Source organism: Paraburkholderia eburnea (assembly GCF_002917095.1).
In the GTDB taxonomy this organism is placed as follows: Bacteria; Pseudomonadota; Gammaproteobacteria; order Burkholderiales; family Burkholderiaceae; genus Paraburkholderia; species Paraburkholderia eburnea.
The window spans coordinates 13,856-39,588 of the sequence record NZ_PQGA01000032.1; the positions used below are offsets into that span (position 1 = coordinate 13,856).

The window sequence follows — 25,733 nt, forward strand, 5'->3', positions numbered from 1 at the left end:
GCCATGAACGCACCCGAAACGCTGCCCGTGGAACAGGACCAGGCTGAAGCGAAGCAGACCGCAGGCGAAGGCCGCCCCGCGCTCACCAAACGCGAGCAGAAGGACGCCTACGAAAACAACAAGCTGTTCAAGCGCATCGTGCGTCAGGTCGGCCAGGCGATCGGCGACTACAACATGATCGAGAACGGCGACAAGGTCATGGTCTGTCTGTCCGGCGGCAAGGACAGCTACGCGATGCTCGACATCCTGATGCGGCTGCGCGAGCGCGCGCCGATCGATTTCGAGATCGTCGCCGTGAACCTCGACCAGAAGCAGCCTGGCTTCCCGGAGCATGTGCTGCCTGAATACCTCGACAAGATCGGCGTGCCGTATCACATCGAGAACCAGGACACCTACAGCATCGTCAAACGCCTCGTGCCCGAGGGCAAGACCACGTGCTCGCTGTGCTCGCGTCTGCGCCGCGGCATTCTGTACCGCGTGGCGGGGGAACTGGGCGCGACCAAGATCGCGCTCGGCCATCATCGCGACGACATCCTGCAAACGCTGCTGCTGAACCTGTTCTACGGCGGCAAGCTCAAGGGCATGCCGCCCAAGCTGCAGTCGGATGACGGCAAGAACATCGTGATCCGCCCGCTCGCCTATGTGAAGGAAGTCGATCTGGAGAAGTACGCCGAACTGCGCGAATTCCCGATCATTCCGTGCAACCTGTGCGGCAGCCAGCCGAACCTCAAGCGCGCGGAAATGAAGGCGCTGATCCGCGACTGGGACAAACGCTTCCCGGGCCGCGTCGAGAACATGTTCAACGCGCTCGGCAAGGTCGTGCCTTCGCATCTGATGGACGCGTCGCTGTTCGACTTCAAGGGCCTGCGCACGACCGGCGAGGCCGATCCGAACGGCGATATCGCCTTCGACGAAGATCCGTGTTCGACGGAAACGACGTCGCCCGCCGAAGGCGCGACGATCCAGTTCCGTCCGTTCGACGAACTCTGATCCGGTAAGCGCCACGAAAAAGCGCATCGGACCCCAAGCGGCCGCGGGTGGCGAACCCCCGGCCGCTTTTTTACGCCCGCAGGAAGTGTGTAAAAGAGTGTTCCGTTGGGCCGCCAGAGCCTGCTGGCGGGGCATTTTGGGTATAGCTCACATGCTAGAATCGTTCGCTTCATTCCCTCTCAAGTCACCGATGCAATGAACATCGTGATCCTCGCGGCAGGCATGGGCAAACGCATGCACTCCGCGCTGCCGAAAGTGCTTCACCCGCTCGCCGGTCAGCCGCTTCTCTCGCACGTCATCCACACTGCCCGCAGTCTTTCGCCTTCGCGCCTCGTGGTCGTGATCGGTCATGGCGGCGACGCCGTGCGCGAGGCGGTTAGCGCGCCCGATGTGCAATTCGCCGTGCAGGAACAGCAGCTCGGCACCGGCCATGCGCTGGCGCAGGCGCTGCCGCTGCTCGACCCGTCCGTGCCCACGCTCGTGCTCTACGGCGACGTGCCGCTCACGCGCGCGTCCACGCTCAGGCGCCTGACCGACGCCGCCGGCGCGAACGCCTACGGCATCCTCACGGTGACGCTCGACAACCCCACGGGGTACGGGCGCATCGTGCGCGGCGCGACCGGCTCGGTCGTGCGCATCGTCGAGCAGAAAGACGCCAGCGACGACGAGCGCCTGATCGAGGAGATCAACACCGGCATCGTCGTCACGCCCACCGCGCCGCTCGCGGGCTGGCTCGCGGCGCTGCGCAACGACAACGCCCAGGGCGAGTATTACCTCACCGATGTCGTGGAAGCTGCCATCGCGTCCGGTCATCCGGTCGTCACGGCGCAGCCCGACGAGGAATGGGAAACGCTCGGCGTGAACAGCAAGCAGCAGCTCGCGGAACTGGAGCGCGTCTATCAGCGCAACGCCGCCGACGCGCTGCTCGTCGCGGGCGTCACGCTCGCCGATCCGTCGCGCTTCGACCTGCGCGGCTCGATCAGCTGCGGGCGCGACGTGTTCATCGACGTGAACTGCGTGTTCGAAGGCCGCGTCACGCTGGGCGACAACGTGCGCATCGGCCCGAACTGCGTGATCCGCGACGCGGTGATTGGCGCGGGCACGCGCGTGGACGCGTACACGCACATCGAAAGCGCGAAGGTGGGCGCGAACGCGGTGCTCGGCCCCTACGCGCGGCTGCGCCCCGGCGCGCAGCTCGCCGACGAAGTCCACGTGGGCAATTTCGTCGAAGTGAAGAACGCCAATATCGGTCTCGGTTCGAAGGCGAATCACCTGAGCTATGTCGGTGACGCCGATATCGGCGCGGGCGTGAATATCGGCGCGGGCACCATCACCTGCAATTACGACGGCGCGAACAAGCATCGCACCGTGATCGAGGATCAGGTGTTCGTCGGCTCGGACACGCAACTGGTCGCGCCGGTGCGCGTGGGCCGCGGCGTGACCATCGCGGCGGGCACCACCGTCTGGAAGGACGTCGCCGAAGGTGCGCTCGTCCTCAACGAAAAGACCCAGATCGAAAAAACCGGCTACGTTCGGCCGGTGAAAAAGAAAAGCTGAACGGCAGGACCAGCAGGAACATTCGGGCGGCGCGCGTTTGAGGCGTCAAAAGCGCATCGCGCACGCCGCCCCGCCTCTCATTGCAAAGGATCGAACTCCATGTGCGGCATCGTCGGCGCAGTAGCGCAACGTAATATCGTTCCCGTTCTCATCGAAGGGCTGCGGCGGCTCGAATACCGCGGCTACGACTCGTGCGGCGTGGCCACCGTCACGGCGGCCGGCCCGCAGCGCGTGCGCAGCGTCTCGCGCGTGGCCGAACTCGACGAGCAGGTGCGCACGGCGCATTTCGAAGGCGTGACCGGCATCGCGCACACGCGCTGGGCCACGCACGGCGCGCCCACCGTCAACAACGCGCACCCGATCTTCTCGCGCGACGCCCTGGCGATCGTGCACAACGGCATCATCGAGAACTACGAAGCGCTGCGCGAAATGCTGCGCGCGAAGGGCTACGAGTTCGTCTCGCAGACCGACACCGAAGTCATCGCCCACCTGATCCACAGCCTCTACAAGGGCGACCTGTTCGCCGCCGTGCGCGAAGCCGTGCTGCAACTGGCGGGCGCGTATGCCATCGGCGTGGTGCACAAGGACCAGCCGCATGTCGTGGTCGGCGCGCGCGCGGGCTCGCCGCTCGTGGTCGGCTATGGCGAAGGCGAGTATTTCATCGCCTCGGACGCGCTCGCGATCGCGGGCAGCGCGAACCGCGTCAGCTACCTGGAAGAAGGCGACGTCTGCGAAATCTCGCTCGAAGGCGTGCGCATCGCCGATCGCGCGGGCAACCTCGTCACGCGCGAATCGCGCGACGTGCAGGCATACGGCGGATACGGCGACACGGTCGATCTCGGCCCGTATCGCCACTACATGCAGAAGGAAATCTTCGAGCAGCCGCGCGCGATTTCGGACACGATTCCGGCGCTGGACGAAGCGTTCGATCCGGTGCTGTTCGGCGAGAACGCCGCCGAAGTCTTCGAGGGCATCGACAGCATCCTGATCCTCGCCTGCGGCACAAGCTACTACGCGGGCCTCACGGCGAAGTACTGGCTCGAAACGGTCGCGAAGATCCGCACGGATGTGGAAATCGCCAGCGAATACCGCTACCGCGAATCGGTGCCGAACCCGCGCTCGCTGGTCGTGACGATCTCTCAGTCGGGCGAGACGGCGGACACGCTCGCGGCGCTCAAGCACGCGCAGTCGCTCGGCATGGAACACACGCTGGCCGTGTGCAACGTGGCGACGAGCGCGATGGTGCGCCTTACCGAATTCACCTTCCTCACGCACGCGGGCCGCGAAATCGGCGTCGCGTCGACCAAGGCGTTCACCACGCAGCTGGTGGGCCTGTTCATCCTCGCGGTGACGCTCGGCAAGCTGCGCGGCCATGTGAATGCAGAGCAGGAAGCCGGGTATCTGAAGCTGCTGCGCCACCTGCCGGCGGCGCTCAACGGCGTGCTGGCGCTGGAGCCGCAGATCATCGCGTGGTCGGAAGAATTCGCGCGCAAGGAAAACGCGCTGTTCCTCGGCCGCGGGCTGCATTACCCGATCGCGCTGGAAGGCGCGCTCAAGCTCAAGGAAATCTCGTACATCCACGCGGAAGCGTATCCGGCGGGCGAACTCAAGCACGGCCCGCTCGCGCTGGTGACGGAAGCGATGCCGGTGGTGACGGTCGCGCCGAACGACGCGCTGCTCGAAAAGCTCAAGTCGAACATGCAGGAAGTGCGCGCGCGCGGCGGCCAGCTTTATGTGTTCGCCGACGCGGATACGCACATCACGAGCGAAGAGGGCATCCATGTGATCCGTATGCCGGAGCACTACGGCCTGCTGTCGCCGATCCTGCACGTGGTACCGCTGCAACTGCTTGCGTATCACACGGCGAGCGCGCGCGGCACGGACGTGGACAAGCCGCGCAATCTGGCGAAGTCCGTCACTGTCGAGTGAAATCGCTCGAAGATTGATTGCGCAAGAGCAGTGCAGCAACGCAAGGCGCCGGATGAAAATCCGGCGCCTTTTTCTTGTCCGATGCCCTTTGCGCGCTGAGCCTGATGACGCGCTGCGCCGCCCGATGGTGATCTCTGGCTAGCCCTGGCCACAGATCCAGGTCAACAGCCTGCCCAAGGGCCTCTCGGTGCCGCTGGCGGGCATCGGGAACGGCACTGCCGTCTAATCATGATCGTGCTTGCGGCGATCGTTGCCATCGCCGCAAGCGCAAATCGCGGCGTCATAATGGCGCGGATCGAATCCAGGACTTGATTCAGCATCCAAGGCGCCATTTATGCAACTAACCGAACAACAGCAACCATCCTCACAACCGTTGCCGCGCCTCTACGTGTTCTCGGGCGCCGGGCTTTCAGCGGAAAGCGGCATCTCGACGTTTCGCACCGGCGACGGCATCTGGACGCACACCAGCATCGACGAGGTCTGCAATTACCACACGTGGCGCCGCAACCGGCCCGCCGTGTTCCGCTTCTACAACCAGCGCATTGCCGAATCCTCGGGCGCGCAACCCAACGACGCGCATCGCCTGCTCGCCCACTGGCAGAACACCTGGGGCACCGGGCGCGTGCATCTCGTCACCCAGAACATCGATGGGCTGCTGGAGCAGGCGGGCGCACGCCAGGTGACGCATCTGCACGGCGACATGATTTCGCTGCTTTGCACCGACTGCGAGTACCGTTTCCCGGCGGGCGGCGCCGGGCTGGATGCCAACGCCGCGTGTCCGTCGTGCGGGCAGGTCGAGAGCGTGAAGCCCGGCGTCGTGTTCTTCAACGAAGCCGCGCCCGAATACGAGACGCTTTGGCGCATCCAGCAGGCCATGCGTGAAGACGATATTTTTATCGCCATCGGCACGTCGTTCGAGGTCATTCCGCCCGAGCGCCTGCTGCCGCCTTCGCGCTATGGTCGCTTCGCGCGCAACATGCTGGTCGATCCGGCGCCGAGCCGCACGGAGTTTTTCGGCGTGGTCGAGCAGGAACCCGCGACAATCGGCTTGCGCAAGCTCGAACCTTCGATCGAACGGATGATGAACGGCGGCTGATTGCGCCGTGTTCGCATCGTCTTCATGGCGTGCCGGCCTGATCGTCGCACGCCTTTTTTACGTCCCGCGCCCATGAATATTTCCCGACAGATCGCCGGCTATCTGAAGTCGCGTGAGCTTGTGCTCGCGAGCATCGAAACCTGTAGCGCCGGTGCGATCACCGCCGCGCTCGCGGACTTGCCGGGTGGGGCTGCGATCCTCGATGCCGGCATCGTCGCGCATACGCCTCGTGCGTTGACCGGTTTGCCGGGCGCGTCCGTGGCGCTTCAGGCCGATGAAGGCGTGAGCGAATCGCTTGCGCGTGCGTTGGCCGAAGCGCTGCTCGACCAGCGCACAGGGCAGGCTACCGTGACGCTGGCGAGCATTGGATGGTTCGAGGCTGAGGAGGGGAGCGGCTCGCCCATCGCGCATTGTTTTGCATGGGCGTGCCGGGATCGCGATGGGGTGTGCTCGGCAAGTGAGACCGTGCTTTTTACGGGACGGCGTGTGGAGGTCCGCCGTTCGATAGTGCGACGGGCGTTGCTGGGCCTGCCGCGTTTCGTCGATTCTGTTTTCGCGCGTGAGCGCGCTGAATAGTCAAAACAGCAGCAGGCGATACGCGTTCACCATTTGGGTTTACGAATATTCATATGTAAACGTAGTAATAGTTAACAAGCCCTGGCACATCCTGTGGATAACACGGTATTTCTCATTGATTTCAATCCGATGCGATCCGCACAGCCATGCGGACAATTTCTGTATCCAAACGGGGCTTCGAGGATAACTTTTTGCTCTTTAGCCAGGCATCCGTAGTTATCAAGAACTGATCCACAGATCGTCCCTGGGGTATTCCCCAGCTTATTCAGAGGTTGCCGTGGATAAGTCGGCATGGCGCGGCGAAAAAAAGCGCCGCTCAGAGGCGACGCTTTTCCAGATCCCTACGAAGTTCGCCGCGCTCACCACCGCCAGAAGATCGCGAGCGCGATGCCGCCGAACAACACCCACTTCGCGATGTAGTACACGGTGCGGTTCCATGCTTTGAGCCGTTTGCCCGCAAGGCGCACCGAATACACATAGCGGAACGCGCGGTTCAGTCCGCCGGTGCGGTCGCCGATCTCGTTCGGCGAGGCCGCGGTGCGCATCAGGAAGTCGCCCACCTTGCTCATGATCCATTGCGCCCAGCGGTATTTCATCGGTCGCTCGATGTCGCAGAACAGGATGATGCGGTCCTGCTGTGTCCGGTTTGCCGCGTGATGCAGATAGGTCTCGTCGAAGACGACGTCCTCGCCGTCGCGCCACGAATACGGAATCTCGTCGACGACGATCGCGCAACGGTCGTCGTTCGGCGTGATCAGGCCGAGGTGATAGCGCAGCGAACCCGCGAACGGATCGCGATGCGGATTAAGCGAGCCATTCGCGGGCAGCATGGCGAACATCGCCGCTTTGACCGACGGAATGCGCTGGAGGATTTCAATTGTGCGCGGACACAGCGCCGCCGCAGACGGATGCGGATTGTCGTACCACTTCAGATAAAAACGCTTCCAGCCGGTACGGAAGAACGAATTAAAGCCAATATCGTTATAAGTATTCGATGCCTGAATGCGGCTTGCTTCCTGGAGTGCGAGCGCTTCTTCGCGAAAGACCCGCCATTCGGATTTAAGCAGTGCCAGTTCGGGAAAATGCTTCGTCTCTATGTAAGGTGTATTCGGCACCTTCGAGAAGAAATAGGCAAAGCCGTTCAGCGGCGCCATGAAGGTCGAATGGTCGCCAAGCTGGCGAAAGAAACTGCCGTGGCGGGCTCTGCCGCGCAGATGGGTATAGGCGGCAGACAGTAGAAAAAGAATCAGAACGACCCAACGCATTACTTACTCGTAGAAAAACTTTATCTGCCGAAATTTTACGAGTAGTTACGAAAGTCTGTCAGGAAGTCAGCAATCCCATAACACCGCTCTCATGGGATTGATGGGATTGTTGCATACCGGGAAAATGACCTTTGTGGAATCGGGCGCCTGTTCGTTCGTTTCTGGTTTATTAATGCGTCGAATAGGCGCTTTTAACAGACAAAATCAGGCCGATTCAGCCGATTGGTTTGCCGTAATAGTTTGCGCGTCGGCTTGTGCATCGTCGCGGCTGCGCGAGGCGGGCAGCAACTGGCAGGCGAGCAGACCGGCGAGCATCAGCGCGCAGCCCACGAGCGCACGCGTGGAAAGCGTCTCGCCCAGTGCCGCCCAGCCGGCGATCGCGGCGAACACGCCTTCCATGCTGAAGATGACGGCGGCGTGCGCGGGCGCCGCGTCGCGCTGCGCGACCACCTGGATCGTATAGCCGACGCCCACCGACATCGCGCCGCCATAGACGATGGCGGGCGCGGCGCGCGCGATGTCGGCGAGACGCAGCGGTTCGAAGCCGATCACGACGGCGAGGCAGGCCGCGCCGCAGGCGATGAACTGCACGATCGACAGCGCGAGCGGGTCATGGCGCGGCGCGTAGTGCCCGACGAGCATCACCTGGATTGAGATCACGATCGCGCAGCCGAGCTGATACCAGTCGCCGTACATGATCGAAAAGTGCTCGTTGATGCTCAGCAGATAAAGGCCCGCGGCGGCCAGCGCCGCGCCGATCCACGTGCCGGGCCCCGTGCGGTGGCGCAGCAGCACGCCGAGCATCGGCACGATCACCACGTAGAGCGAGCTGATGAAGCCCGCGTTGGCGATCTTCGTGTAACGCAGGCCGATCTGCTGGAGCGAGATCGCCACGGCCAGCACGAGGCCGAGCACCACGCCGTCGCGTATCAGGGCTGCGTCGAAGCCGTGCGGGGCCGCGTCTTTTGCCGCGCCGCGCGACGCTCGCCGCGTCGCAAACACGAATGCCGAGACAACGGCCGCGCCCAGCAGGAAGCGCAGGCCGGTGAAAAGGAATGGGCCGATGGCGTCGAGACTCAGCCGCTGGGCGACGAAGGCGGAACCCCAGATCATGGCGGCCAGCAGCATCAGCAGGTTGGCGCGCAGGTGTTGGCGGGAAGTCGGTTTCAAAGGAATTCGGACCGGAATAACGAAGAGAATCGGGGTAATGCGCGATTGCGCGATCGACCTGCCGTTCGCGTGAAATGCAGGCAATCAAACGGAATCAGCGAGGCGAAAAAACGTGCGGAATTTCAGCCGGAACCCGATCGTATCCGAATTGAAAGGCGGTTGTCTCCCAGAAAATACACCAGCCCGAATGCGGATGACAAAGCGCTGACGCTGCGTAATACTGCTTCGCGCGAAACGGCCGCCCAGATCGGCCAGCGGACCTTTTCGTCGTTTCATGCAAATTCAATTTACAACGTGCCGGTCGTATTTGTCAGGTTTGGGGAACAACAGATGAACAAGATTCTCGCCTCGCTTATCGCAGCATCCGTCGCACTGATTTCGGTTCAGGCTATGGCTCAGGATGCATCGGGCGCCGCCGCTACTGCTCCGGCAGCCAGCGCACCGGCCAAGGCCAAGAAGTCGCACAAGAAGCTCAAGCACCACGGCAAGCGTGCGGCCGTTTCGGACGCCGCATCGGCAGCCGGCACGAACGACAAGGGCACGCAGAACTAAAGCGTCCCTGCGATCCGGCCTGATTCTCAGTCCAGGCCGGCGCAAAGAAAAAAGCCAGAGCGAAGCGATTCGCTCTGGCTTTTTTCTTTGTGGAAGCCCGCGTCAGGACGCGTCTTTCGCGAGTCCCGCCTGCAGCAGCTCGGTCAGGAGGCCGGTCAGGCCTTCCGGGTGCTGTTCCGCGCGCGTCTTGAGTTGCGCGACGAGATCGGCGTTGAGCTTGCACGCGAACGGCACGAGGCCCGCGGCCTGATCGAGCTTGCGCTGCTCGCGGCGGTCGAGCGTTGCGGGCGTCGAATCTTTGCCGAAGCGCTCAGGACCGGCTTTGTGGGTCGATTGCATCAGCTTCAGGGCCTTGTTTTTCTCAAGGTCGAACTTTTTCATGGCCATGGATACGGCTCCGGTGTTGGGCAGTGGCGCATTGTACGCAAACCCCTGCGCGCGTCCATCGCTTGTGTATGGGGTCAGGGCGTCGCGCCGCCGTTCTGGCTCGACGGCTCGGTGGTCTGCTCACTGGGCTGCGCAGTGGGCCGCTCGACCAGCGTGTCGAGCAACGAACGCATGCGGCGCCAGTGCGAGCCTTCCCAGAAGACGCGTGCGCAGATGTCACAGGTAACAAAACGCGTGTGCCGCTCGAATACGCCTTCGGGCACGCGCGCTTGCACCTCGGCGCGCGCGATGCGCCGCAGCGGCGCGTTGCAGGTGAGGCAAAGGCGAAACGGCCGCACGCTCGCGGCCAGATCGAGCCGCTCGAACAACTCGTCGAGCTGGGCGCGCGGCTTGAGCGCGCGCACGTAGCAGCCGTGCGTGATGGTGCGCCGCTTGAGCAGTTCGCGGTCGCGCGTGAGGACGACGCGCTGCTCCGCGCCGGCGAGCGCTTCGATGGCTTCGTCGGCGAAATGGTTGTCGTAGAGCGTGTCGAAGCCCGCAAGCCGCAGCAACTGCGCGAGGCCGCCCAGATGCGCATCGGCGATGAAGCGCAACTCGCGCAGCGGGCTTGCGCGCACGCGCAACAGGGGCCGGATGTCGAGCGCCTCGAACTTCGGATAGACGGCGACGCGGTCGCCATCCGCGAGCGGATGCTCGAAACCCACCGATTCGCCGTTCACGAGGATCAATTCGACTTCGGTGTGCGGCACGCCCAGCGCTTCGATCATGTGCTTGGCCGTCGCATTGGCCGCGCACGGGCAACTGAACGCACGCCGGCGCAGCGGCCGGGCGAGAAAGTCGTTCAGTTCCTCGTAAAAGCGGAAAGTGGCGGTGACGGCGTTGACCATTCAGCCAGTATCGCACCGCGCGGGATCCGTCGCGCCGCTGCAGATGTCGCGTCGCTGTGCTTTACTCGCAGGTCTAACTTCATGGAGCATGAGATGGATATCGGTTTTATCGGCCTGGGCGAAATGGGCGGCGCGATGGTCGCCAATCTGCTGAAGGCGGGGCATACCGTGCGCGTCTGGAACCGCACGCCGGAGAAGGCACATGCGCTAGTTGACGCAGGCGCGCGCGTGGTCGCCACGCCCGCCGAAGCCTTTTCGGGCGATGCCGTGCTGTCGATGCTCGCCGACGATACGGCGCTGCGCGAGGTGATCGACGCCACGTTGCTCGAACATGCGCCGCGCGGTCTCGTGCACGTGAACATGGCGACGATTTCGGTGGCGTTGGCCGAAACGCTCGCCCGCGAACATGCCGAACGCGGCCTGCACTACGTCGCCGCGCCGGTGCTCGGGCGGCCCGACGTGGCGGCGGCGGCGAAGCTCACGATCGTCGCGGCGGGCGCGGCTGAGGCAATCGACCGCGTGCAGCCGTTGCTCGACGCCATTGGCCAGAAGACCTGGCGTATCGGCGCACTGCCGCAGCAGGCCAATGTGATGAAGCTCGCGGCCAATTTCATGCTGGCGTCGGCGGTGGAGACGCTCGGCGAGGCGTCGGCGCTGCTCGGCGGCCATGGCGTGGCGATGCGCGATTTTCTCGACGTCATCACGAGCGGGATCTTTCCTGGCCCGGTATATGCGGGCTATGGCGGCATGATCGCGGAAGGGCGCTACGAGCCCGCGCTGTTCAAGGCGCGGCTGGGCCTGAAGGACGTGCGGCTCGCGCTGGCCGCCGCCGAAGCCGTATCGACGCCGCTGCCCGTCGGCAGCGTGGTGCGCGACAGCCTGATCGAAGCCGTGGCGCATGGCGATGGCGAACGCGATTTCGCCGTGCTCGGCAAGGTGGCGGCGCGCCGCGCGGGCCGCGGCTGAGCGGCGCTGTTAGCCGAAGCGGGGCGCGAACGCGGGACTTCTGGGAGCTTGTTCCGGTCAAATCTTTCATGCAACTGCGCGCTGACGCTCGCAGGCCGGCATCGCGAGCGTGGACAATCTGGACACGGGGCCGCGCAACCGGTGCGCGGCATCAATCACGAATCAGCAGCATGGGAGACGGCGAATGGACATGCGCATCCTGATCGCCGATGACGACGAGAAATCGCTGGCCGGGCTCAGCACCTTGCTGGCCGACCTGCAATACGCCACCGCCATCGCGGCAACCCTCGACGACGCGGCCGAAACCGCGACGCGTTTCGTGCCGGACGTGCTGGTCGTCGGGCTTTCGCTCGCACCGGACGGGGACTTCGGCGAGTTGGCGCAGCGGCTGCGCGTGGCCTGCGGCGCACACATGCCGCTTCTGATCGCTCTGGGCGGGTGGGGCGAATCGCAGCACCGCGACGCTGCGCTGGCCGCTGGCTTCGATGTGCATCTGGTGAGGCCGGTGGGACTCGATCAGCTGACCTTCATTCTTTCGATGGTCGCTTGATGGAGCGCGTCTGCCTCGCCGGGGACCATGCGGGTAATCCTGATCGCAATTGTGTTGCTTTAATGCAACATCAAGGGTGCATACTACTTTACATGTTGCGACGCACCAAGTAGTTCGCTATACTCGTTCCTGTCTCCTCCATGTCTCCTCTGATATGGATTCAGCCCGCCTAACATTGGCGGGCTTTTTTTCGTCTGTACGTTTCGCATCCCGCATCGGGACGACGCGCAAACGAAAACGCCCGGCACTGCAAGCGCCGGGCGTTTTTTGTTTCCGTGAAAACGGCCGTGTCGGCGGCTGTGTCCCGATTTAGCCCTTCAGGCCGGTATCTTCCGCCGCGCCAATCGCCAGGTTCATGCACTGGACCGCCGCGCCCGAAGCGCCCTTGCCCAGGTTGTCGAGGCGCGCCACGGTCACGAACTGCTCGTCGTTACCGAACACGAAAAGGTCGACGCGGTTGGTGTCGTTGTTGGCCTGCACGTCAAACGCGTTGTTGTCGAGGTTGGCCTCGGCGTTGAACGGCATCACGCGCACGAACTTCTCGCCCGCGTAGTATTCGGCGAACAGCGCCACCACGTCTTCAGGCTTCGCGCTGCGCGCGAGCTGCGACGGCGTGTAATAGGTCGTGACCGCGAGACCCTTGTAGAACGGGCCGACGATCGGCGTGAACAGGGGCGCGTCCTTGAGGCCGCCGTGGAAGGCCATTTCCGGCAGATGCTTGTGCTTGAGGCCGAGCGCGTAGGGGCGCGGGCTCATGAGCCTGGCGTTGCCGCCGGCTTCGTACTCCGCGATCATCGACTTGCCGCCGCCGCTGTAGCCGGTCAGCGAGTAGCTGTGCGCCGCGAATTCGGGCGCGACGAGGCCGGCTTCGACGAGCGGGCGCATGGCCAGCACGAATGCGGATGCGTGGCAGCCCGGCACGGCGATGCGCTTCGCGTTGCGCACCTTCTCGCGCTGCGCGCGGGTCAGTTCCGGCAGGCCGTAGGCCCAGTCGGCGTGGGTGCGGAACGCCGTGCTCGCGTCGATCAGCACCGTGCGGCCGTTGTCGACGAGCGAAGCCGATTCGCGCGAGGCGACGTCGGGCAGGCACAGGAAAGTGACGTCCGATGCGTTGATGAGACGACGGCGTTCCTCGACGTCCTTGCGCTTCGCCTCGTCGATCCGCAGGATCTCGACGTCGGCGCGCTGCGACAGGTATTCGAAAATCTTCAGGCCGGTCGTGCCTTCCTGTCCGTCGACAAAAACTTTCGTGCTCATCTCGTTTCCTCTGAAACGCGGGGGATTGCGGGCGCCGCCCGCCGCACAGCCCAACATTGTGCGGCGATCACCGATACGGCGCGGGAACGGTATTTTAAGACCGTCTGCCGTCCAGTGCGCGGCGCGTGCGGGAAAAAAATCAGGCGTTACCCGTACGGATAAGACCTGACACGCTCAAACCGGTATGGGGGCGCGAAGCCCCCGGCCGGCAATCACGCCGACGCCGCGCGCCCGGCCAGCCAGCGGGCCGTGACGGCCGCCACGCGCGCGCCGAATGCCTTCGCGGTATCGAGGTCGCCGGGCGGCGGCGCTTCTTCCGGCGTGGCGTCGGCCGGCGATTGCGCGAGCAGGCCCGTGAAGCCGCCGACGAAGTTCAGGTCGTTGCGCGTGGCGGCCTTGGTGTTCGACGGCATCATGCCGGTGCCCGTCCAGATCATGCTGTGCTGCATCGAGAGCGTGACGAAATACTGGATCGTCGAGAACTTGTCGCCGTTCATCGTCGCCGAATTGGTGAAGCCGGCCGCGATCTTGTCCTTCCACTTCTGCGTGAACCAGGCTTTGGAACTGGCGTCCGCGAACTTCTTGAACTCGGCGGCCGGGCCGCCCATGTAGGTCGGCGCGCCGAACACGATGGCGTCGGCGGCGTCGAGCTCGGCCCAGCCCGCGTCGTCGATGTCGGCGACGGCGAGCAGCGTCGCCTGAGCGCCCGCGTCCTGCAGACCGGCGAACACGGCTTCGGCGAGCTTCTTCGTGTGGCCATAGCCACTGTGATACGCAATGACGATTCGGGACATGGAGCGCTCCAGCTAAAGGTTGGATGGTCCGGCAAGACGGACGCGCGGCGGCGTGCGTGCTACGCCGTCACATGGTAGCTGCTCTTGCCGGTATTTTTTCTGACAGCGCCCGAGATTAAACGACGTTGCGTGTAGGGCGGTGGGACAGTGTTTCGGTGCCAGATGAAGGCGGTGCCGCGTGTATCTTGATTGCAAACGTGCCTTATCGCACGGCGTCAGCGGCCGTAGGTCACGGTGAGCTTCGCACTGCTGAGCGTAGCGTCCGCGATTTCGTGCTCGAACATCGTGGCGGGGCGCCCGGCAGGCAGCGCGAGTTTATCCACCTTGAGCGCATGAACGGTGACGATGTAGCGATGCGGCTTGCCCGGCGGAGGACACGGGCCGCCATAACCTTCGTCACCGAAGTCGTTGCGTGCCTCGATGGCGCCGAGTTTGCCGAGCGCGCCCGACGCGCTGGCATTCTCAGCCAGCGTGTGTACGCGTGCGGGGATGTTCGCGACGGCCCAGTGCCACCAACCGCGGTTCGACGCGTCGGGATCGAAGATCGTCACGGCATAGCTGCGTGTGCCGGCAGGCGCATTGCGCCAGGTCAACTGCGGGGAGCGATTGGCGCCAGTGCAGTTATCCCTATTGAATACCTGCCCCGCAGCGACCTGGGCACCGTCCCGAAAATTCGTGCTGCTGACGACAAAGCCGTCCTGCGCGCCGGCCGATGTGAACGCGGCGCCGAGCAGAACGGCAGCAACGATGCGCATACCTCTGCGGGTCTTGACCGTAGAACGTGAGCCTGCGTGCGCTGTACGATACAACTGGGTGTCGGCAGGCAGCATCGGCTAGTTCTCCTCTATGTTTGTTAATTCTGCCTGACACATTTCTGACGGCTCAGATCGAATTGTGTCCCAGATCGACTATCGTTCAATATAACGGTGTTAAGTGGATAAGTTCTGAGCCAGCACCGACGGTCTGCGCAAGGAAATCAGCTATAGTCGCGAGCTTTCCTCAGTATACGGAAACGGGGTTCCGGGGACACACCGGGCAATCGAAGTCATCAATAACGACGAGCAGGACTGTCTCCACGGAGGGGCAATGCAGCAGCAGCCAATCAGGGTCGTAGTCGCGGACGATCATCCGGTGATCTTGTTCGGCGCGGAGCATGCGCTCCTGAAGTTTCCGGGCATTCAGGTGATTGCCAGGGCTCGTCAGTCCACCGAATTGATCAAGGCATTACAGACGACGCCGTGCGACGTGCTCGTGACCGACCTCGCCATGCCAGGTGGTCAGTACGGCGATGGATTGCCGCTGATCGGCTATCTGCGCCGCAACTTTCCCGAAGTTCCCATCGTCGTCCTGACGATGCTTGAAAATGCCGCGCTGCTGAAACGGCTCGGGGAACTGGGCGTGATCGCCGTGGTGCACAAGTCCGACGACCTGAGCCACATCGGCCTCGCCGTGCAGCACGTGAGCCGCAATCTCGAATACATGAGCCCGCAGGTGAGGATTGCGCTGGAATCGCTGCGCATCAACAGTGGCGGCAAGATGGACGAAGTGATTCTCTCGAAGCGCGAACTCGAAGTGGTGCGGCTGTTCGTGTCGGGCATGACGATCAAGGAAATATCCGAGAAACTCAACCGCAGCATCAAGACCATCAGCACGCAGAAGAACACGGCCATGCGCAAGCTCGGGCTCGACCGCGATTCGGAATTGTTCCAGTACGCGCAGAGCAACGGTCTGCTCAATCTCTCGTCGCATGCGCCGGACGAGGGGCTGGGGAGCGAAGTGACTCCTTGAGCCTGGGGGCACAAGCGCGCAAGGACGAAAGCAGAAAAAAAGCCATCCGCCGATAAAGCGGATGGCCTTTTTGCTGCGACGGCGAACGGCATGTCAGCCGCCCGCCGCGCCCAGTGCTTGCCTGGTGTGTGCTTACTGCGGTGCCGACGTTGCGCCGCCGTGCGCTGCCGACCATTCGGCCGGTGCGTGCAGGAATTTCTCGACTTCGTCGAGCGTCTTCGTTTCGAAGTAGCCCGATTCCTTGGCGACGCGCAGCACGTCCCACCACGTAGCGAGCGCGTGCAGATCCACGTCGATGTCCTTCAGGACCGAGACGCTTTCCTTGAAGATGTTGTAGTGGAACAGCACGAAGCAGTGGTTCACCTGCGCGCCCGCGGTACGCAGCGCGTTGATGAAGTTGATCTTGCTGCGGCTGTCCGTGGTCAGGTCTTCGACGAGCAGGACGCGCTGGCCTTCGGTGAGCAGACCTTCGATCTGCGCGTTGCGGCCAAAGCCCTTCGGCTTCTTGCGCACGTACTGCATCGGCACCATCAGGCGGTCCGACAGCCATGCGGCGAACGGGATGCCCGCGGTTTCGCCACCGGCGACGGCGTCGATCTGCTCATAGCCGACGTCGCGCAGGATCGTCGCTTCGGCCATTTCCATCAGGCCACGGCGCACGCGCGGGTACGAGATCAGCTTGCGGCAGTCGATATAGACCGGGCTCGCCCAGCCGGAAGTGAAGATAAAGGGCTTTTCCGCGTTGAAGTGCACAGCCTGCACTTCGAGCAGCATTTTCGCGGTTGCGTCCGAGATCGTCTGGCGATCGTTGCCTGTCATGGGCGGATCCTTGGATATGAGTGCTCAGGAGGGTGGGCGCTGGGCCCGGTGGCGCTGGCACGGCGAGTCCGGATGGGGTGCATCGGAACCCGCGATGCGCGGTCTGGAGGGCGTCGATCGTCTGAGGTTTGGCTTCAGGCGACCCGCTCGGTCCGGACGGCTTCTCTTGCGCGCGTAGGCCGGTATTTTACCCGACTTGACGGCTGCCGACGAGTCGCGCTGACAGAGGCCGACACGAGGCGCCGGAAATGCGACGGCGCTTTGTAGGGCGCGATCGTGCGGCCCGCGTCCGGCGCGGGCGGTTGTGACGGCGCTGGCGCGCCAGTAAACTCACGCCGGTTTTCGTCGGGCTAGCGCCCCAGCACAGGATCTTCGCCATGTCTCCCGCTTTGCCCACCCCTTCGCCTACCCCTTCGCCGCCCGATGATGCGCCCGCCGACACCGCTTTCGCGCCCGCCGCGATCGCGCACACCGACAGCGGCGGCGCACCGCGCGGCCACGCCGTGCGCGCGCTCGTCGCCTCCGTGCTCGGGTATGCGATGGACGGCTTCGATCTGCTGATGCTCGGTTTCATGCTGCCCGCCATCGGCGCGGATCTGCACCTTACGGGCGCGCAGTCCGGCGCGCTCGTCACCTGGACGCTGGTGGGGGCCGTGGTGGGCGGCATCGTGTTCGGCTTGCTGTCCGACCGCTTCGGGCGCGTGCGCGTGCTCACCTGGACGATCCTGCTGTTCGCGGTCTTCACGGGCATGTGCGCGCTCGCGCGCGGCTACACCGATCTGCTGATTTACCGCACGATCGCGGGGATCGGTCTGGGCGGCGAGTTCGGCATTGGCATGGCGCTGGTCGCCGAGGCCTGGCCGGCGCGGCTGCGTGCGCGGGCGTCGTCCTACGTGGGCCTTGGCTGGCAGGTGGGCGTGCTCGCGGCCGCATTGCTCACGCCTTGGCTGTTGCCCGTGATCGGCTGGCGCGGCATGTTTGCGGTCGGGCTGCTGCCGGCCGTGGCGTCGTTCTTCGTGCGGCGGCGCGTGGAAGAGCCGGAGCTTTTCGTCGCGCATCGCGAGCGCGCGGCGCAGGCCGCGCCGCAAGACAAGCCGCGCGCGCTGCGCCTGTTGATCGCCGACGCCCGCACGGCGCGCGCGAGTCTGGGCGTGGCGGTGCTCTGTTCGGTGCAGAACTTCGGCTATTACGGCCTGATGATCTGGCTGCCCGCGTATCTGTCGAAGTCCTTCGGCTATTCGCTGACGAAATCCGGCCTCTGGACCGCCGCGACGGTGGCCGGCATGGCGTTCGGCATCTGGCTCTTCGGAGTGGCCGCAGACCGCTTTGGCCGGCGTCCCACGTTCCTTGCCTATCAGGCCGGCGCCGTGGTGATGGTGTTCGTCTACGCGCACCTGAGCACGCCATTCGCGCTGCTCATCGGCGGCGCGGCCATGGGCATGTTCGTCAACGGCATGATCGGCGGCTACGGCGCGCTGATTTCCGAGCTCTATCCGACCGCCGCGCGCGCTACCGCCCAGAACGTGCTGTTCAACATCGGGCGGGCCGTGGGCGGATTCGGGCCGCTCGCGGTCGGGGCGCTTGCCGCGCGTTATTCGTTCACGGCGGCGCTCGGCATGTTGGCCGCGATTTACGTGCTCGATATCGTCGCCACGCTGTTCCTGATTCCCGAGCGGCGCGGCACCGCGCTCGAATAAGCGCCGATTCATCGATAGCCGTGTATGTGACGGTGCGGCGCAACGCCGCACCGAATGCGCACTCAAGCCGCATCGCGTGCCTCGATCACGCAACACGAGCGTCACGACACCGCCACAAGCGCGTGAAACGCGTTCGGTGCGACCCGGTCGGCCGCGCGCTGCCCGTGTTGCGAACCGCACGCATCCTCACACGTCGATTCGATAAAAGCGTCCTACGCCGTCCATGTGTCACATACGCGCTGCGCGCTCGCCGCGAGAGCGCGGCACCGCTTGCGCGGCGAATGACACCCAGCACAAATCTCCGGTATCAGTCTTTGACCCAAGTCGTCTCGAACATTACGAGGTGTACACTAATCGCCCCGCTTTTTTGCCAGCGATGTTTCGCCCATGAACTGTTTTTCGCTGAAACGCGCGCAAATCTGCGGGACTACGAACATAAACATTCCTCTCTCGTCTCTCACGTCTGGCAGGCCCGAAAATGGATGAACAACTGAAGCAAAGCGCGCTCGCTTATCACCAGAATCCGAAGCCCGGCAAGATTTCGGTCACGCCGACCAAGCCGCTGTCGAACCAGCTCGACCTCTCGCTCGCGTACTCGCCGGGCGTCGCGGCTGCCTGCGAAGCGATCCACGCCGATCCGCTCGACGCGCAGAAGTACACCTCGCGCGGCAACCTTGTCGGCGTCGTGACCAACGGCACGGCCGTGCTGGGTCTCGGCAATATCGGCCCGCTCGCGGCCAAGCCGGTGATGGAGGGCAAGGGCTGTCTCTTCAAGAAGTTCGCGGGCATCGACGTGTTCGACATCGAACTCGACGAAAGCGATCCGGACAAGCTGGTCGAAGCCATCGCGATGCTGGAGCCGACGCTCGGCGGCATCAACCTGGAAGACATCAAGGCGCCCGAGTGCTTCTACATCGAGCAGAAGCTGCGCGAGCGCATGAAGATTCCCGTCTTCCACGACGACCAGCACGGCACGGCGATCATCGCTTCGGCGGCCATCCTCAACGGCCTGAAGGTCGTGAGCAAGGATCTGGGCAGCATCAAGCTGGTGTGCTCGGGCGCGGGCGCGGCGGCGATTGCCTGCCTGGACCTGCTCGTGAAGCTCGGCGCGAAGAAGGAAAACATCCTCGTCACCGACTCGAAGGGCGTGATCTACGAAGGCCGCGGCAACCTCGATCCGTCGAAGCAGCGCTACGCGGCCAACACCGAAGCGCGCACGCTCGCCGACGCCATCAAGGGCGCGGACGTGTTCCTCGGCTGTTCGAGCGCGGGCGTGCTCAAGGCGGAAATGGTCGTGGACATGGGCACGACGCCGCTGATTCTCGCGCTCGCGAACCCGGAGCCGGAAATCCGCCCGGAAGAAGCCAAGCGCGTGCGCCCGGACGCGATCATCGCCACTGGCCGTTCGGACTATCCGAACCAGGTCAATAACGTGCTGTGCTTCCCGTTCATCTTCCGTGGCGCGCTGGACGTGGGCGCGACGACCATCACGGAAGAGATGAAGCTCGCGTGCGTGCGCGCGATTGCCGAACTCGCCGAAGAAACCGACCAGGGCGACGAAGTCGCGAAGGCCTATGAAGGCCACACGCTCGAATTCGGCCCGGAATACCTGATTCCGAAGCCGTTCGATCCGCGCCTCATCATCAAGATCGCGCCGGCTGTCGCGCAGGCGGCGATGGATTCGGGCGTGGCCACGCGTCCGATCAAGGACATGGACGCGTACCGCGAGGAACTGGGCGCGACGGTCTATCGCACGGGCATGGTGATGCGTCCGGTGTTCGCGGCGGCGAAGGCCAACAACGCGCGCATCGTGTTCGCGGAAGGCGAGGACGAACGCGTGCTGCGCGCCGCGCAATTCGTGCTGACGGAAAAGATCGCGCGTCCGATCATCGTCGGCCGTCCGGCGGTGGTGGAAATGCGCCTGAAGAAGATGGGCTCGAAGCTGCGCGCGGGCACCGACTTCGAGATCGTCGATCCGGAAGACGATCCGCGCTTCCAGAAGAGCTGGCAGGCGTATCACGAACTGGGCGCGCGCCAGGGCATCACGCCGGAAGTGGCGAAGGCGTCGATGCGCAAGTTCAACACGCTGATCGGCGCGATCCTCGTGCATCTGGGCGACGCCGACGGCATGGTCTGCGGTCTGCTCAACAGCTTCGACTATCACCTGAAGTTCGTGGAACAGGTGTTCGGCAAGGCGAAGGAAGCCGAGAACTACGCGGCCATGAACCTGCTGATGCTGCCGGGCCGCAACCTGTTCATCAGCGACACCTACGTGAACGAAGTGCCGAGCGCCGAACAGCTCGCCGACATGACGATTCTCGCCGCGCGCGAAATCGAGAAGTTCGGCATCACGCCGAAGGTCGCGCTGCTGTCGTCGTCGAATTTCGGCAGCGTGCGCTCGTCCACCTCGCAGCGCATGCAGGCCGCGCGTCAGCTGCTCGCTCAACGCGCGCCGCAGCTTGAAGTCGATGGCGAAATGCACGGCGACGCGGCGCTGTCGGAAATGATCCGCAAGCAGTCGTTCCCGGGCACCACGCTCGCGGGCGAAGCCAACCTGCTCATCATGCCGAACGTGGAAGCGGCGAACATCACGTACAACCTGCTGAAGATGATCGGCGGCGAAGGCGTGACGGTCGGCCCGTTCCTGCTGGGCGCATCGAAGCCGGTGCACATCCTCACGCCGGCCGCGACGGTGCGACGCATCATCAATATGACGGCGGTGGCTTCGGCCAATGCCAGCGTGGCGAAGTAAGCTGAAAGCCACCCGGCAAATCAGGCGCCAGGTCAAAAGCACCCTTCGGGGTGCTTTTGTATTTTGCGAGTCGGAAAAATCGCACGTCGTCCGCGGCGGGCTCTGGTTTTGTTTTGGACGGCAATCTGCCAACTTCGTGAATGGCAATTCTGCCGCTAAACCAACCGGAGATTTTTCATGCCGAACGTCTATGTCGAACCGTTGCCAAAGGCGCGCGAAGGCGCCATTCAGGGTTACGCGCTTGAATTCTCTTCGCATCAACGCGTGACGCCGAACGACTACAGGACGCAGGAAGAGGCGATCAAGGCGGCGAAGAACATGGGCCATCATCCGCTCGTCGCGCGTGTGCGCCACACCGACAAGGGCAATCCGGATCATTGGCGCGCGGCTTGACGCGACAGCTATTGAGACGGGAATGAAAAGGGCGCTCCGTTCGACACGGAGCGCCCTTTGATTTTTACGGCTTCAAAAAAACATCAAGCCGCGTGTCGCGCCGCACCGTTCTCAGGCGAGCGCCATTTCGCGAGCAGCGTCGCCCACTTCGCGCGCGTGGCGTTGAGGTTGTTTTCCTTCACATGGCCGTAGCCGCGAATCGCGTCGGGCAGCGTCGCCAGTTCCAGCGCAAGCGGCAGATTCGCCTCGCTCAGGCCGCCGATCACTTCGCGCATCAGCGTTTCATACTCGCCGATCAGCGCGCGTTCGTGACGGCGCTCCTCGGTGCGGCCGAACGGATCGAGCGCCGTACCGCGCAGGAACTTGAGCTTCGCGAGCACGCGCATCGCCGTGAGCATGCGCGGGCCGTACTGCTTCTTGAGCAGATGCCCCTTGTCGTCGTGCTTCGCGAACGAAGGCGGCGCGAGATGGAAGTTGAGCTTCCAGTCGCCTTCGAAGCTGGCCTTGATCTTCTCGACGAACGCCGGATCGGCATACAGACGTGCGACTTCGTACTCGTCCTTGTAGGCCATCAACTTGTGCAGGTTTTTCGCGACGGCTTCGGTAAGTGCCTGCTGGCCATCCGCATGATCGAGCGCGCTTTCCGCGCGGCGCACTTCGTCGATAAACGCGCGATAGCGCTGCGCATAAGCCTCGTTCTGGTACGCGGCCAGATACTGCGCGCGTTTGTCGATCAGCGCGTCGAGCGCTTTGGGCGAATGCAGCGTGACGATCTTCGCGCCCGAGGCGTTTTGCTCGCCGGCTGGCTTCTTCGCGAGCGCATCGACGGCCGCGCGGTCGTGCGCGACGCGGCGACCCCATTCGAACGCCGCGAGGTTCTTCTCGACCTGCACCGCGTTCAACTCGATCGCGCGCGTGAGCGACTCATGCGTGAGCGGCAGCCAGCCCTTTTGCCACGCGTAGCCGAGCACGAACGGATTCGTGTAGATCGCGTCGCCCAGCAGCGCAAGCGCGTAGCGATTGGCATCGACGGTCGCGACGTTATCGACGCCCGCAGCGGCGCGCACGTCGGCTTCCGTGCTGGAACCCGGGAATTGCCACTGCGGGTTCTTGATGAACTCCGCCGTCGGCGTGGCCGCGCTGTTGAGCACGACATGCGTTTGCCCCGCCTGCATACGCGAAACGCAATCGTCGCTCGCCGTCACGATCGCGTCGCAGCCGATCACGAGACTCGCTTCGCCCATGGCGATGCGCGTGGCGTGGATATCGGCGGGACGGTTGGCGATCTGTACATGGCTCATCACCGCGCCGCCCTTTTGCGCGAGACCGGTCACGTCGAGCACGGTCACGCCCTTGGCTTCCAGGTGCGCGGCCATGCCGAGCAGCGCGCCGATCGTCACCACGCCGGTGCCGCCCACGCCCGTCACCAGCACGCCGTAGGGGCGGGCGATGGCGGGCACGTCGGGCGTCGGCACGGGCGGCATCGCGTCGTCGGCGACGCGGCTCGACTTCGGCTTGCGCAACTGGCCGCCTTCGACGGTCACGAAACTCGGGCAGAAGCCCTTCACGCACGAGTAGTCCTTGTTGCAGGTGGACTGGTTGATCTGACGCTTCGTGCCGTATTCGGTATCGAGCGGCTCGACCGACAGGCAGTTCGACTGCACCGAGCAATCGCCGCAGCCTTCGCAGACGGCCTCGTTGATGACGACGCGCTTCGCCGGATCCGGATAGGTGCCGCGCTTGCGGCGGCGGCGCTTTTCCGTGGCGCAGGTCTGGTCGTAGATCAGGATGGTCGTGCCGGCGATCTCGCGCAGTTCGCGCTGCATCGCGTCCAGCTGATCGCGGTGATGGATCGTTACGCCCGGCGCGAGCTTCGCCGCAAGTTCGCCGTCGTACTTGTCCGGATCGTCGGTGACGATCACGATCTTCTGTGCGCCTTCGGACGCGACCTGGTGGGTGATCTGCGGAATCGTCAGCACGCCGTCCACGGGCTGACCGCCCGTCATCGCGACCGCGTCGTTGTAGAGGATCTTGTAGGTGATGTTCGCCTTCGAAGCGATCGCCGCGCGAATCGCCAGCAGCCCCGAGTGGAAGTACGTGCCGTCGCCGAGATTCGCGAACACATGCTTGTCGTTCGTGAACGGCGCCTGGCCGACCCACGCCACGCCTTCGCCGCCCATCTGGCTGAAGGTGCTGGTGCTGCGGTCCATCCACACGGTCATGTAGTGGCAGCCGATGCCCGCCATCGCGCGCGAGCCTTCCGGCACGTTGGTCGACGTGTTGTGCGGGCAACCCGAGCAGAACCACGGCTTGCGCTCGACCTGCACGCGCGGCTTGGCGAGCGCCTTTTCCTTCGCTTCGATCACGGCGATGCGCGCCGCGATGCGCGCGCGCACGTCGGACGGCAGATCGAGCTTGTCCAGACGCGTGGCGATCGCCTTGGCGATGATCGCGGGCGAGAGTTCGTAATGCGCGGGCAGGAGCCAGTTGCCCATCGGCACGGACCATTCGCCGCCGGCGCCGTCCTTTTCGTCGAACTTGCCGTAGACGCGCGGGCGCTGCGCGTCGGGCCAGTTGTACAGCTCTTCCTTGATCGCGTATTCGAGGATCTGGCGCTTTTCCTCGACCACGAGAATTTCTTCCAGACCGCGCGCGAAGGCGTGCGCGCCTTGCGCTTCGAGCGGCCACACGCAGCCGACCTTATAGAGACGAATGCCGATGCGCGAGCAGGTTTCGTCGTCGAGGCCCAGATCGGTGAGCGCCTGGCGCACGTCCAGATAAGCCTTGCCGCCCGTCATGATGCCGAAGCGCGCCTGCGGCGAATCGATCTCGATGCGGTCGAGCTTGTTGGCGCGCACGTAGGCGAGGGCCGCGTACCACTTGTAGTCGAGCAGACGCGCTTCCTGCACGAGCGGCGGATCGGGCCAGCGGATGTTCAGGCCGCCCTCGGGCATCAGAAAATCTTCGGGCAGCACGATGCGCGTGCGATACGGATCGATTTCGACCGACGCCGACGATTCCACCACGTCGGTCACGCATTTCATCGCGACCCAGAGGCCGGAATAGCGGCTCATCGCCCAGCCGTGCAGGCCGAAGTCCAGGTATTCCTGCACGTTCGAGGGAAACAGCACCGGCAGGCCGCAGGCCTTGAAGATGTGCTCCGACTGGTGCGCGAGCGTCGATGATTTCGCGGCGTGGTCGTCGCCGGCGAGCACGAGCACCCCGCCGTGACGCGACGAGCCGGCGGAGTTGCCGTGCTTGAACACGTCGCCGCAGCGATCGACGCCGGGGCCTTTGCCGTACCACATCGAAAACACGCCATCGTATTTCGCCGACGGGTACAGGTTCACCTGCTGCGAACCCCAGACGGCGGTTGCGGCCAGGTCTTCATTGACGCCGGGCTGAAAAACGATGCCGTGGGCGGCGAGATGCTGCTTCGCCTTCCAGAGGGACTGATCGAGACCGCCCAGGGGCGAGCCGCGATAGCCTGAGATGAACCCCGCGGTATTCAGACCGGCGGCCTTGTCGCGTTCCTGTTGCAGCATCGGCAGGCGGACCAGCGCCTGGATGCCGCTCATGTACGCGCGGCCGCGTTCGAGGGTGTATTTATCGTCGAGCGTGACGGAAGCGAGTGCGGCTTCGAGCGAAGCGCGCTGACCTGCGTCGAGCGGGGCATTCATTATTTGTCTTCCTCCATCCAACCAATCCGTTGTGGGATCGCCAGAACTTTCGGGTGGCCGCAGCATCTTGTGAATGCGTTGGCCGGGCTCGCCATATTGGCGTCTTTTTTTCGATAGTAGCACTCGGACAAACCCGCCGCTTCGCATCACAAAAGCGGCGAAATCTGACGGTTGGCAGTATTTTTTCTGACTGCGACGCCGTGCCGCGTGACAGCCTTGTAGTCCCATTGCAATAAAGGATGTATCTGAATGGGGTGTGAAGTAACAGCGTGTAAATGTTGCACTGACAGGGAACCGCTCTTGAATATCCTGTCTAACTCCCTCACTTGACCGAACTGCGCGGCGCCAGCCAGATATTGGGGCGCTACCGCAGAGAGCTCAGTGAGAGGCAAGTCTGAAAAAAGGAGTACACAAGATGAACAATCGACATATCCAGACCTTCCTGACGGTTTCGGCTGCGTTCTTCGCCATGAGCGCGCCCCTGCATTCGAACGCCCGCACCCAGAGCGCGGCGAATGCAACGACGTCGTGCTCGCAGTACACGCTGTGCGCGAAGGCAGATTCGAACCCGCTGCCGACCCCGAAGGCCGAGCGTTAAGCCGTTCGATCCATGGTTTCGACGATGTTG

At 63.9% G+C, this 25,733-nt stretch carries 22 protein-coding genes; 13 read left to right on the forward strand and 9 right to left on the reverse strand.

Annotation, left to right across the window (positions count from 1 at the left end; genetic code table 11):
• Window positions 1-3 precede the first annotated feature (3 nt).
• The 5 genes from ttcA (at window position 4) to B0G62_RS29755 (ending at window position 6,148) form a co-directional block, all read left to right on the forward strand.
• Window positions 4-990: a tRNA 2-thiocytidine(32) synthetase TtcA gene (ttcA, locus tag B0G62_RS29735; RefSeq protein WP_103707750.1), complete on the forward strand. Its 987-nt coding sequence runs from the start codon at window positions 4-6 to the stop codon at window positions 988-990.
• A 195-nt stretch (window positions 991-1,185) separates the two neighbouring features.
• Window positions 1,186-2,547: a bifunctional UDP-N-acetylglucosamine diphosphorylase/glucosamine-1-phosphate N-acetyltransferase GlmU gene (glmU, locus tag B0G62_RS29740; protein WP_103707751.1), complete on the forward strand. Its 1,362-nt coding sequence runs from the start codon at window positions 1,186-1,188 to the stop codon at window positions 2,545-2,547.
• A gap of 99 nt (window positions 2,548-2,646) precedes the next feature.
• Entirely contained in the window at window positions 2,647-4,476 is a 1,830-nt protein-coding gene (gene glmS / locus B0G62_RS29745; RefSeq protein ID WP_103707752.1) for a glutamine--fructose-6-phosphate transaminase (isomerizing), read from the forward strand.
• A 334-nt stretch (window positions 4,477-4,810) separates the two neighbouring features.
• On the forward strand, window positions 4,811-5,572 hold the full coding sequence (locus B0G62_RS29750) for an SIR2 family NAD-dependent protein deacylase (protein WP_103707753.1): 762 nt from the start codon (window positions 4,811-4,813) through the stop codon (window positions 5,570-5,572).
• A 72-nt stretch (window positions 5,573-5,644) separates the two neighbouring features.
• The gene (locus tag B0G62_RS29755) at window positions 5,645-6,148 is read left to right on the forward strand and encodes a CinA family protein (protein ID WP_167401369.1); all 504 of its coding nucleotides are present in this window, start codon (window positions 5,645-5,647) and stop codon (window positions 6,146-6,148) included.
• Window positions 6,149-6,507: 359 nt separating this feature from the next.
• Here the strand turns inward: B0G62_RS29755 and B0G62_RS29760 are convergent, their stop codons facing one another.
• The gene (locus B0G62_RS29760) at window positions 6,508-7,413 is read right to left on the reverse strand and encodes an aspartyl/asparaginyl beta-hydroxylase domain-containing protein (RefSeq protein ID WP_103707755.1); all 906 of its coding nucleotides are present in this window, start codon (window positions 7,411-7,413) and stop codon (window positions 6,508-6,510) included.
• Between the two features lie 204 nt (window positions 7,414-7,617).
• Window positions 7,618-8,583 carry a DMT family transporter gene (locus B0G62_RS29765; protein WP_103707756.1) on the reverse strand — a complete coding sequence of 322 codons (966 nt, stop codon included), beginning with the start codon at window positions 8,581-8,583 and terminating at the stop codon, window positions 7,618-7,620.
• Between the two features lie 330 nt (window positions 8,584-8,913).
• Between B0G62_RS29765 and B0G62_RS29770 the strand changes: the two genes are divergently transcribed.
• Window positions 8,914-9,135, forward strand: a complete 222-nt coding sequence (locus B0G62_RS29770; protein ID WP_103707779.1) for a hypothetical protein — start codon at window positions 8,914-8,916, stop codon at window positions 9,133-9,135.
• A gap of 102 nt (window positions 9,136-9,237) precedes the next feature.
• Here the strand turns inward: B0G62_RS29770 and B0G62_RS29775 are convergent, their stop codons facing one another.
• Window positions 9,238-9,522 (reverse strand): hypothetical protein, encoded by a 285-nt coding sequence (locus tag B0G62_RS29775; RefSeq protein WP_103707757.1) that lies wholly within the window; start codon window positions 9,520-9,522, stop codon window positions 9,238-9,240.
• A 74-nt stretch (window positions 9,523-9,596) separates the two neighbouring features.
• A complete protein-coding gene (locus tag B0G62_RS29780; RefSeq protein WP_103707758.1) occupies window positions 9,597-10,409 on the reverse strand; it encodes a Mut7-C RNAse domain-containing protein in 813 nt (270 codons plus the stop codon).
• Here B0G62_RS29780 and B0G62_RS29785 point away from each other — a divergent pair.
• Both B0G62_RS29785 and B0G62_RS29790 read left to right on the forward strand, forming a co-directional pair.
• A complete protein-coding gene (locus tag B0G62_RS29785) occupies window positions 10,290-11,375 on the forward strand; it encodes an NAD(P)-dependent oxidoreductase (RefSeq protein ID WP_279629778.1) in 1,086 nt (361 codons plus the stop codon). The two genes, B0G62_RS29780 and B0G62_RS29785, sit on opposite strands and share 120 nt — an antisense overlap.
• Before the next feature lie 184 nt (window positions 11,376-11,559).
• Window positions 11,560-11,925, forward strand: coding sequence for a response regulator (locus B0G62_RS29790; protein WP_103707760.1), 366 nt, complete (start codon window positions 11,560-11,562; stop codon window positions 11,923-11,925).
• 309 nt (window positions 11,926-12,234) lie between these two features.
• Here B0G62_RS29790 and argC read toward each other — a convergent pair whose 3' ends face one another.
• From argC to B0G62_RS29805, 3 genes are all read right to left on the reverse strand, one after another.
• Entirely contained in the window at window positions 12,235-13,182 is a 948-nt protein-coding gene (gene argC, locus B0G62_RS29795) for an N-acetyl-gamma-glutamyl-phosphate reductase (protein WP_103707761.1), read from the reverse strand.
• Window positions 13,183-13,394: 212 nt separating this feature from the next.
• Window positions 13,395-13,976 (reverse strand): flavodoxin family protein, encoded by a 582-nt coding sequence (locus tag B0G62_RS29800; protein WP_103707762.1) that lies wholly within the window; start codon window positions 13,974-13,976, stop codon window positions 13,395-13,397.
• Window positions 13,977-14,191: 215 nt separating this feature from the next.
• Window positions 14,192-14,731 (reverse strand): YbhB/YbcL family Raf kinase inhibitor-like protein, encoded by a 540-nt coding sequence (locus B0G62_RS29805; protein ID WP_181315663.1) that lies wholly within the window; start codon window positions 14,729-14,731, stop codon window positions 14,192-14,194.
• A gap of 331 nt (window positions 14,732-15,062) precedes the next feature.
• Between B0G62_RS29805 and B0G62_RS29810 the strand changes: the two genes are divergently transcribed.
• Entirely contained in the window at window positions 15,063-15,764 is a 702-nt protein-coding gene (locus tag B0G62_RS29810; RefSeq protein ID WP_103707764.1) for a response regulator, read from the forward strand.
• 132 nt (window positions 15,765-15,896) lie between these two features.
• Here the strand turns inward: B0G62_RS29810 and B0G62_RS29815 are convergent, their stop codons facing one another.
• Window positions 15,897-16,583, reverse strand: a complete 687-nt coding sequence (locus tag B0G62_RS29815; protein WP_027820532.1) for an orotate phosphoribosyltransferase — start codon at window positions 16,581-16,583, stop codon at window positions 15,897-15,899.
• Window positions 16,584-16,960: 377 nt separating this feature from the next.
• Between B0G62_RS29815 and B0G62_RS29820 the strand changes: the two genes are divergently transcribed.
• From B0G62_RS29820 to B0G62_RS29830, 3 genes are all read left to right on the forward strand, one after another.
• Window positions 16,961-18,280: an MFS transporter gene (locus B0G62_RS29820; RefSeq protein ID WP_103707765.1), complete on the forward strand. Its 1,320-nt coding sequence runs from the start codon at window positions 16,961-16,963 to the stop codon at window positions 18,278-18,280.
• Between the two features lie 478 nt (window positions 18,281-18,758).
• On the forward strand, window positions 18,759-21,032 hold the full coding sequence (locus tag B0G62_RS29825; protein WP_103707766.1) for an NADP-dependent malic enzyme: 2,274 nt from the start codon (window positions 18,759-18,761) through the stop codon (window positions 21,030-21,032).
• A gap of 177 nt (window positions 21,033-21,209) precedes the next feature.
• On the forward strand, window positions 21,210-21,425 hold the full coding sequence (locus B0G62_RS29830) for a hypothetical protein (protein ID WP_103707767.1): 216 nt from the start codon (window positions 21,210-21,212) through the stop codon (window positions 21,423-21,425).
• A gap of 83 nt (window positions 21,426-21,508) precedes the next feature.
• Here B0G62_RS29830 and B0G62_RS29835 read toward each other — a convergent pair whose 3' ends face one another.
• Window positions 21,509-25,105, reverse strand: a complete 3,597-nt coding sequence (locus tag B0G62_RS29835) for an indolepyruvate ferredoxin oxidoreductase family protein (RefSeq protein ID WP_103707768.1) — start codon at window positions 25,103-25,105, stop codon at window positions 21,509-21,511.
• 415 nt (window positions 25,106-25,520) lie between these two features.
• On the opposite strand from B0G62_RS29835, the gene B0G62_RS29840 reads away from it, so the two are divergent.
• Window positions 25,521-25,703, forward strand: a complete 183-nt coding sequence (locus B0G62_RS29840; RefSeq protein ID WP_103707769.1) for a hypothetical protein — start codon at window positions 25,521-25,523, stop codon at window positions 25,701-25,703.
• The last annotated feature ends 30 nt before the right edge of the window (window positions 25,704-25,733 follow it).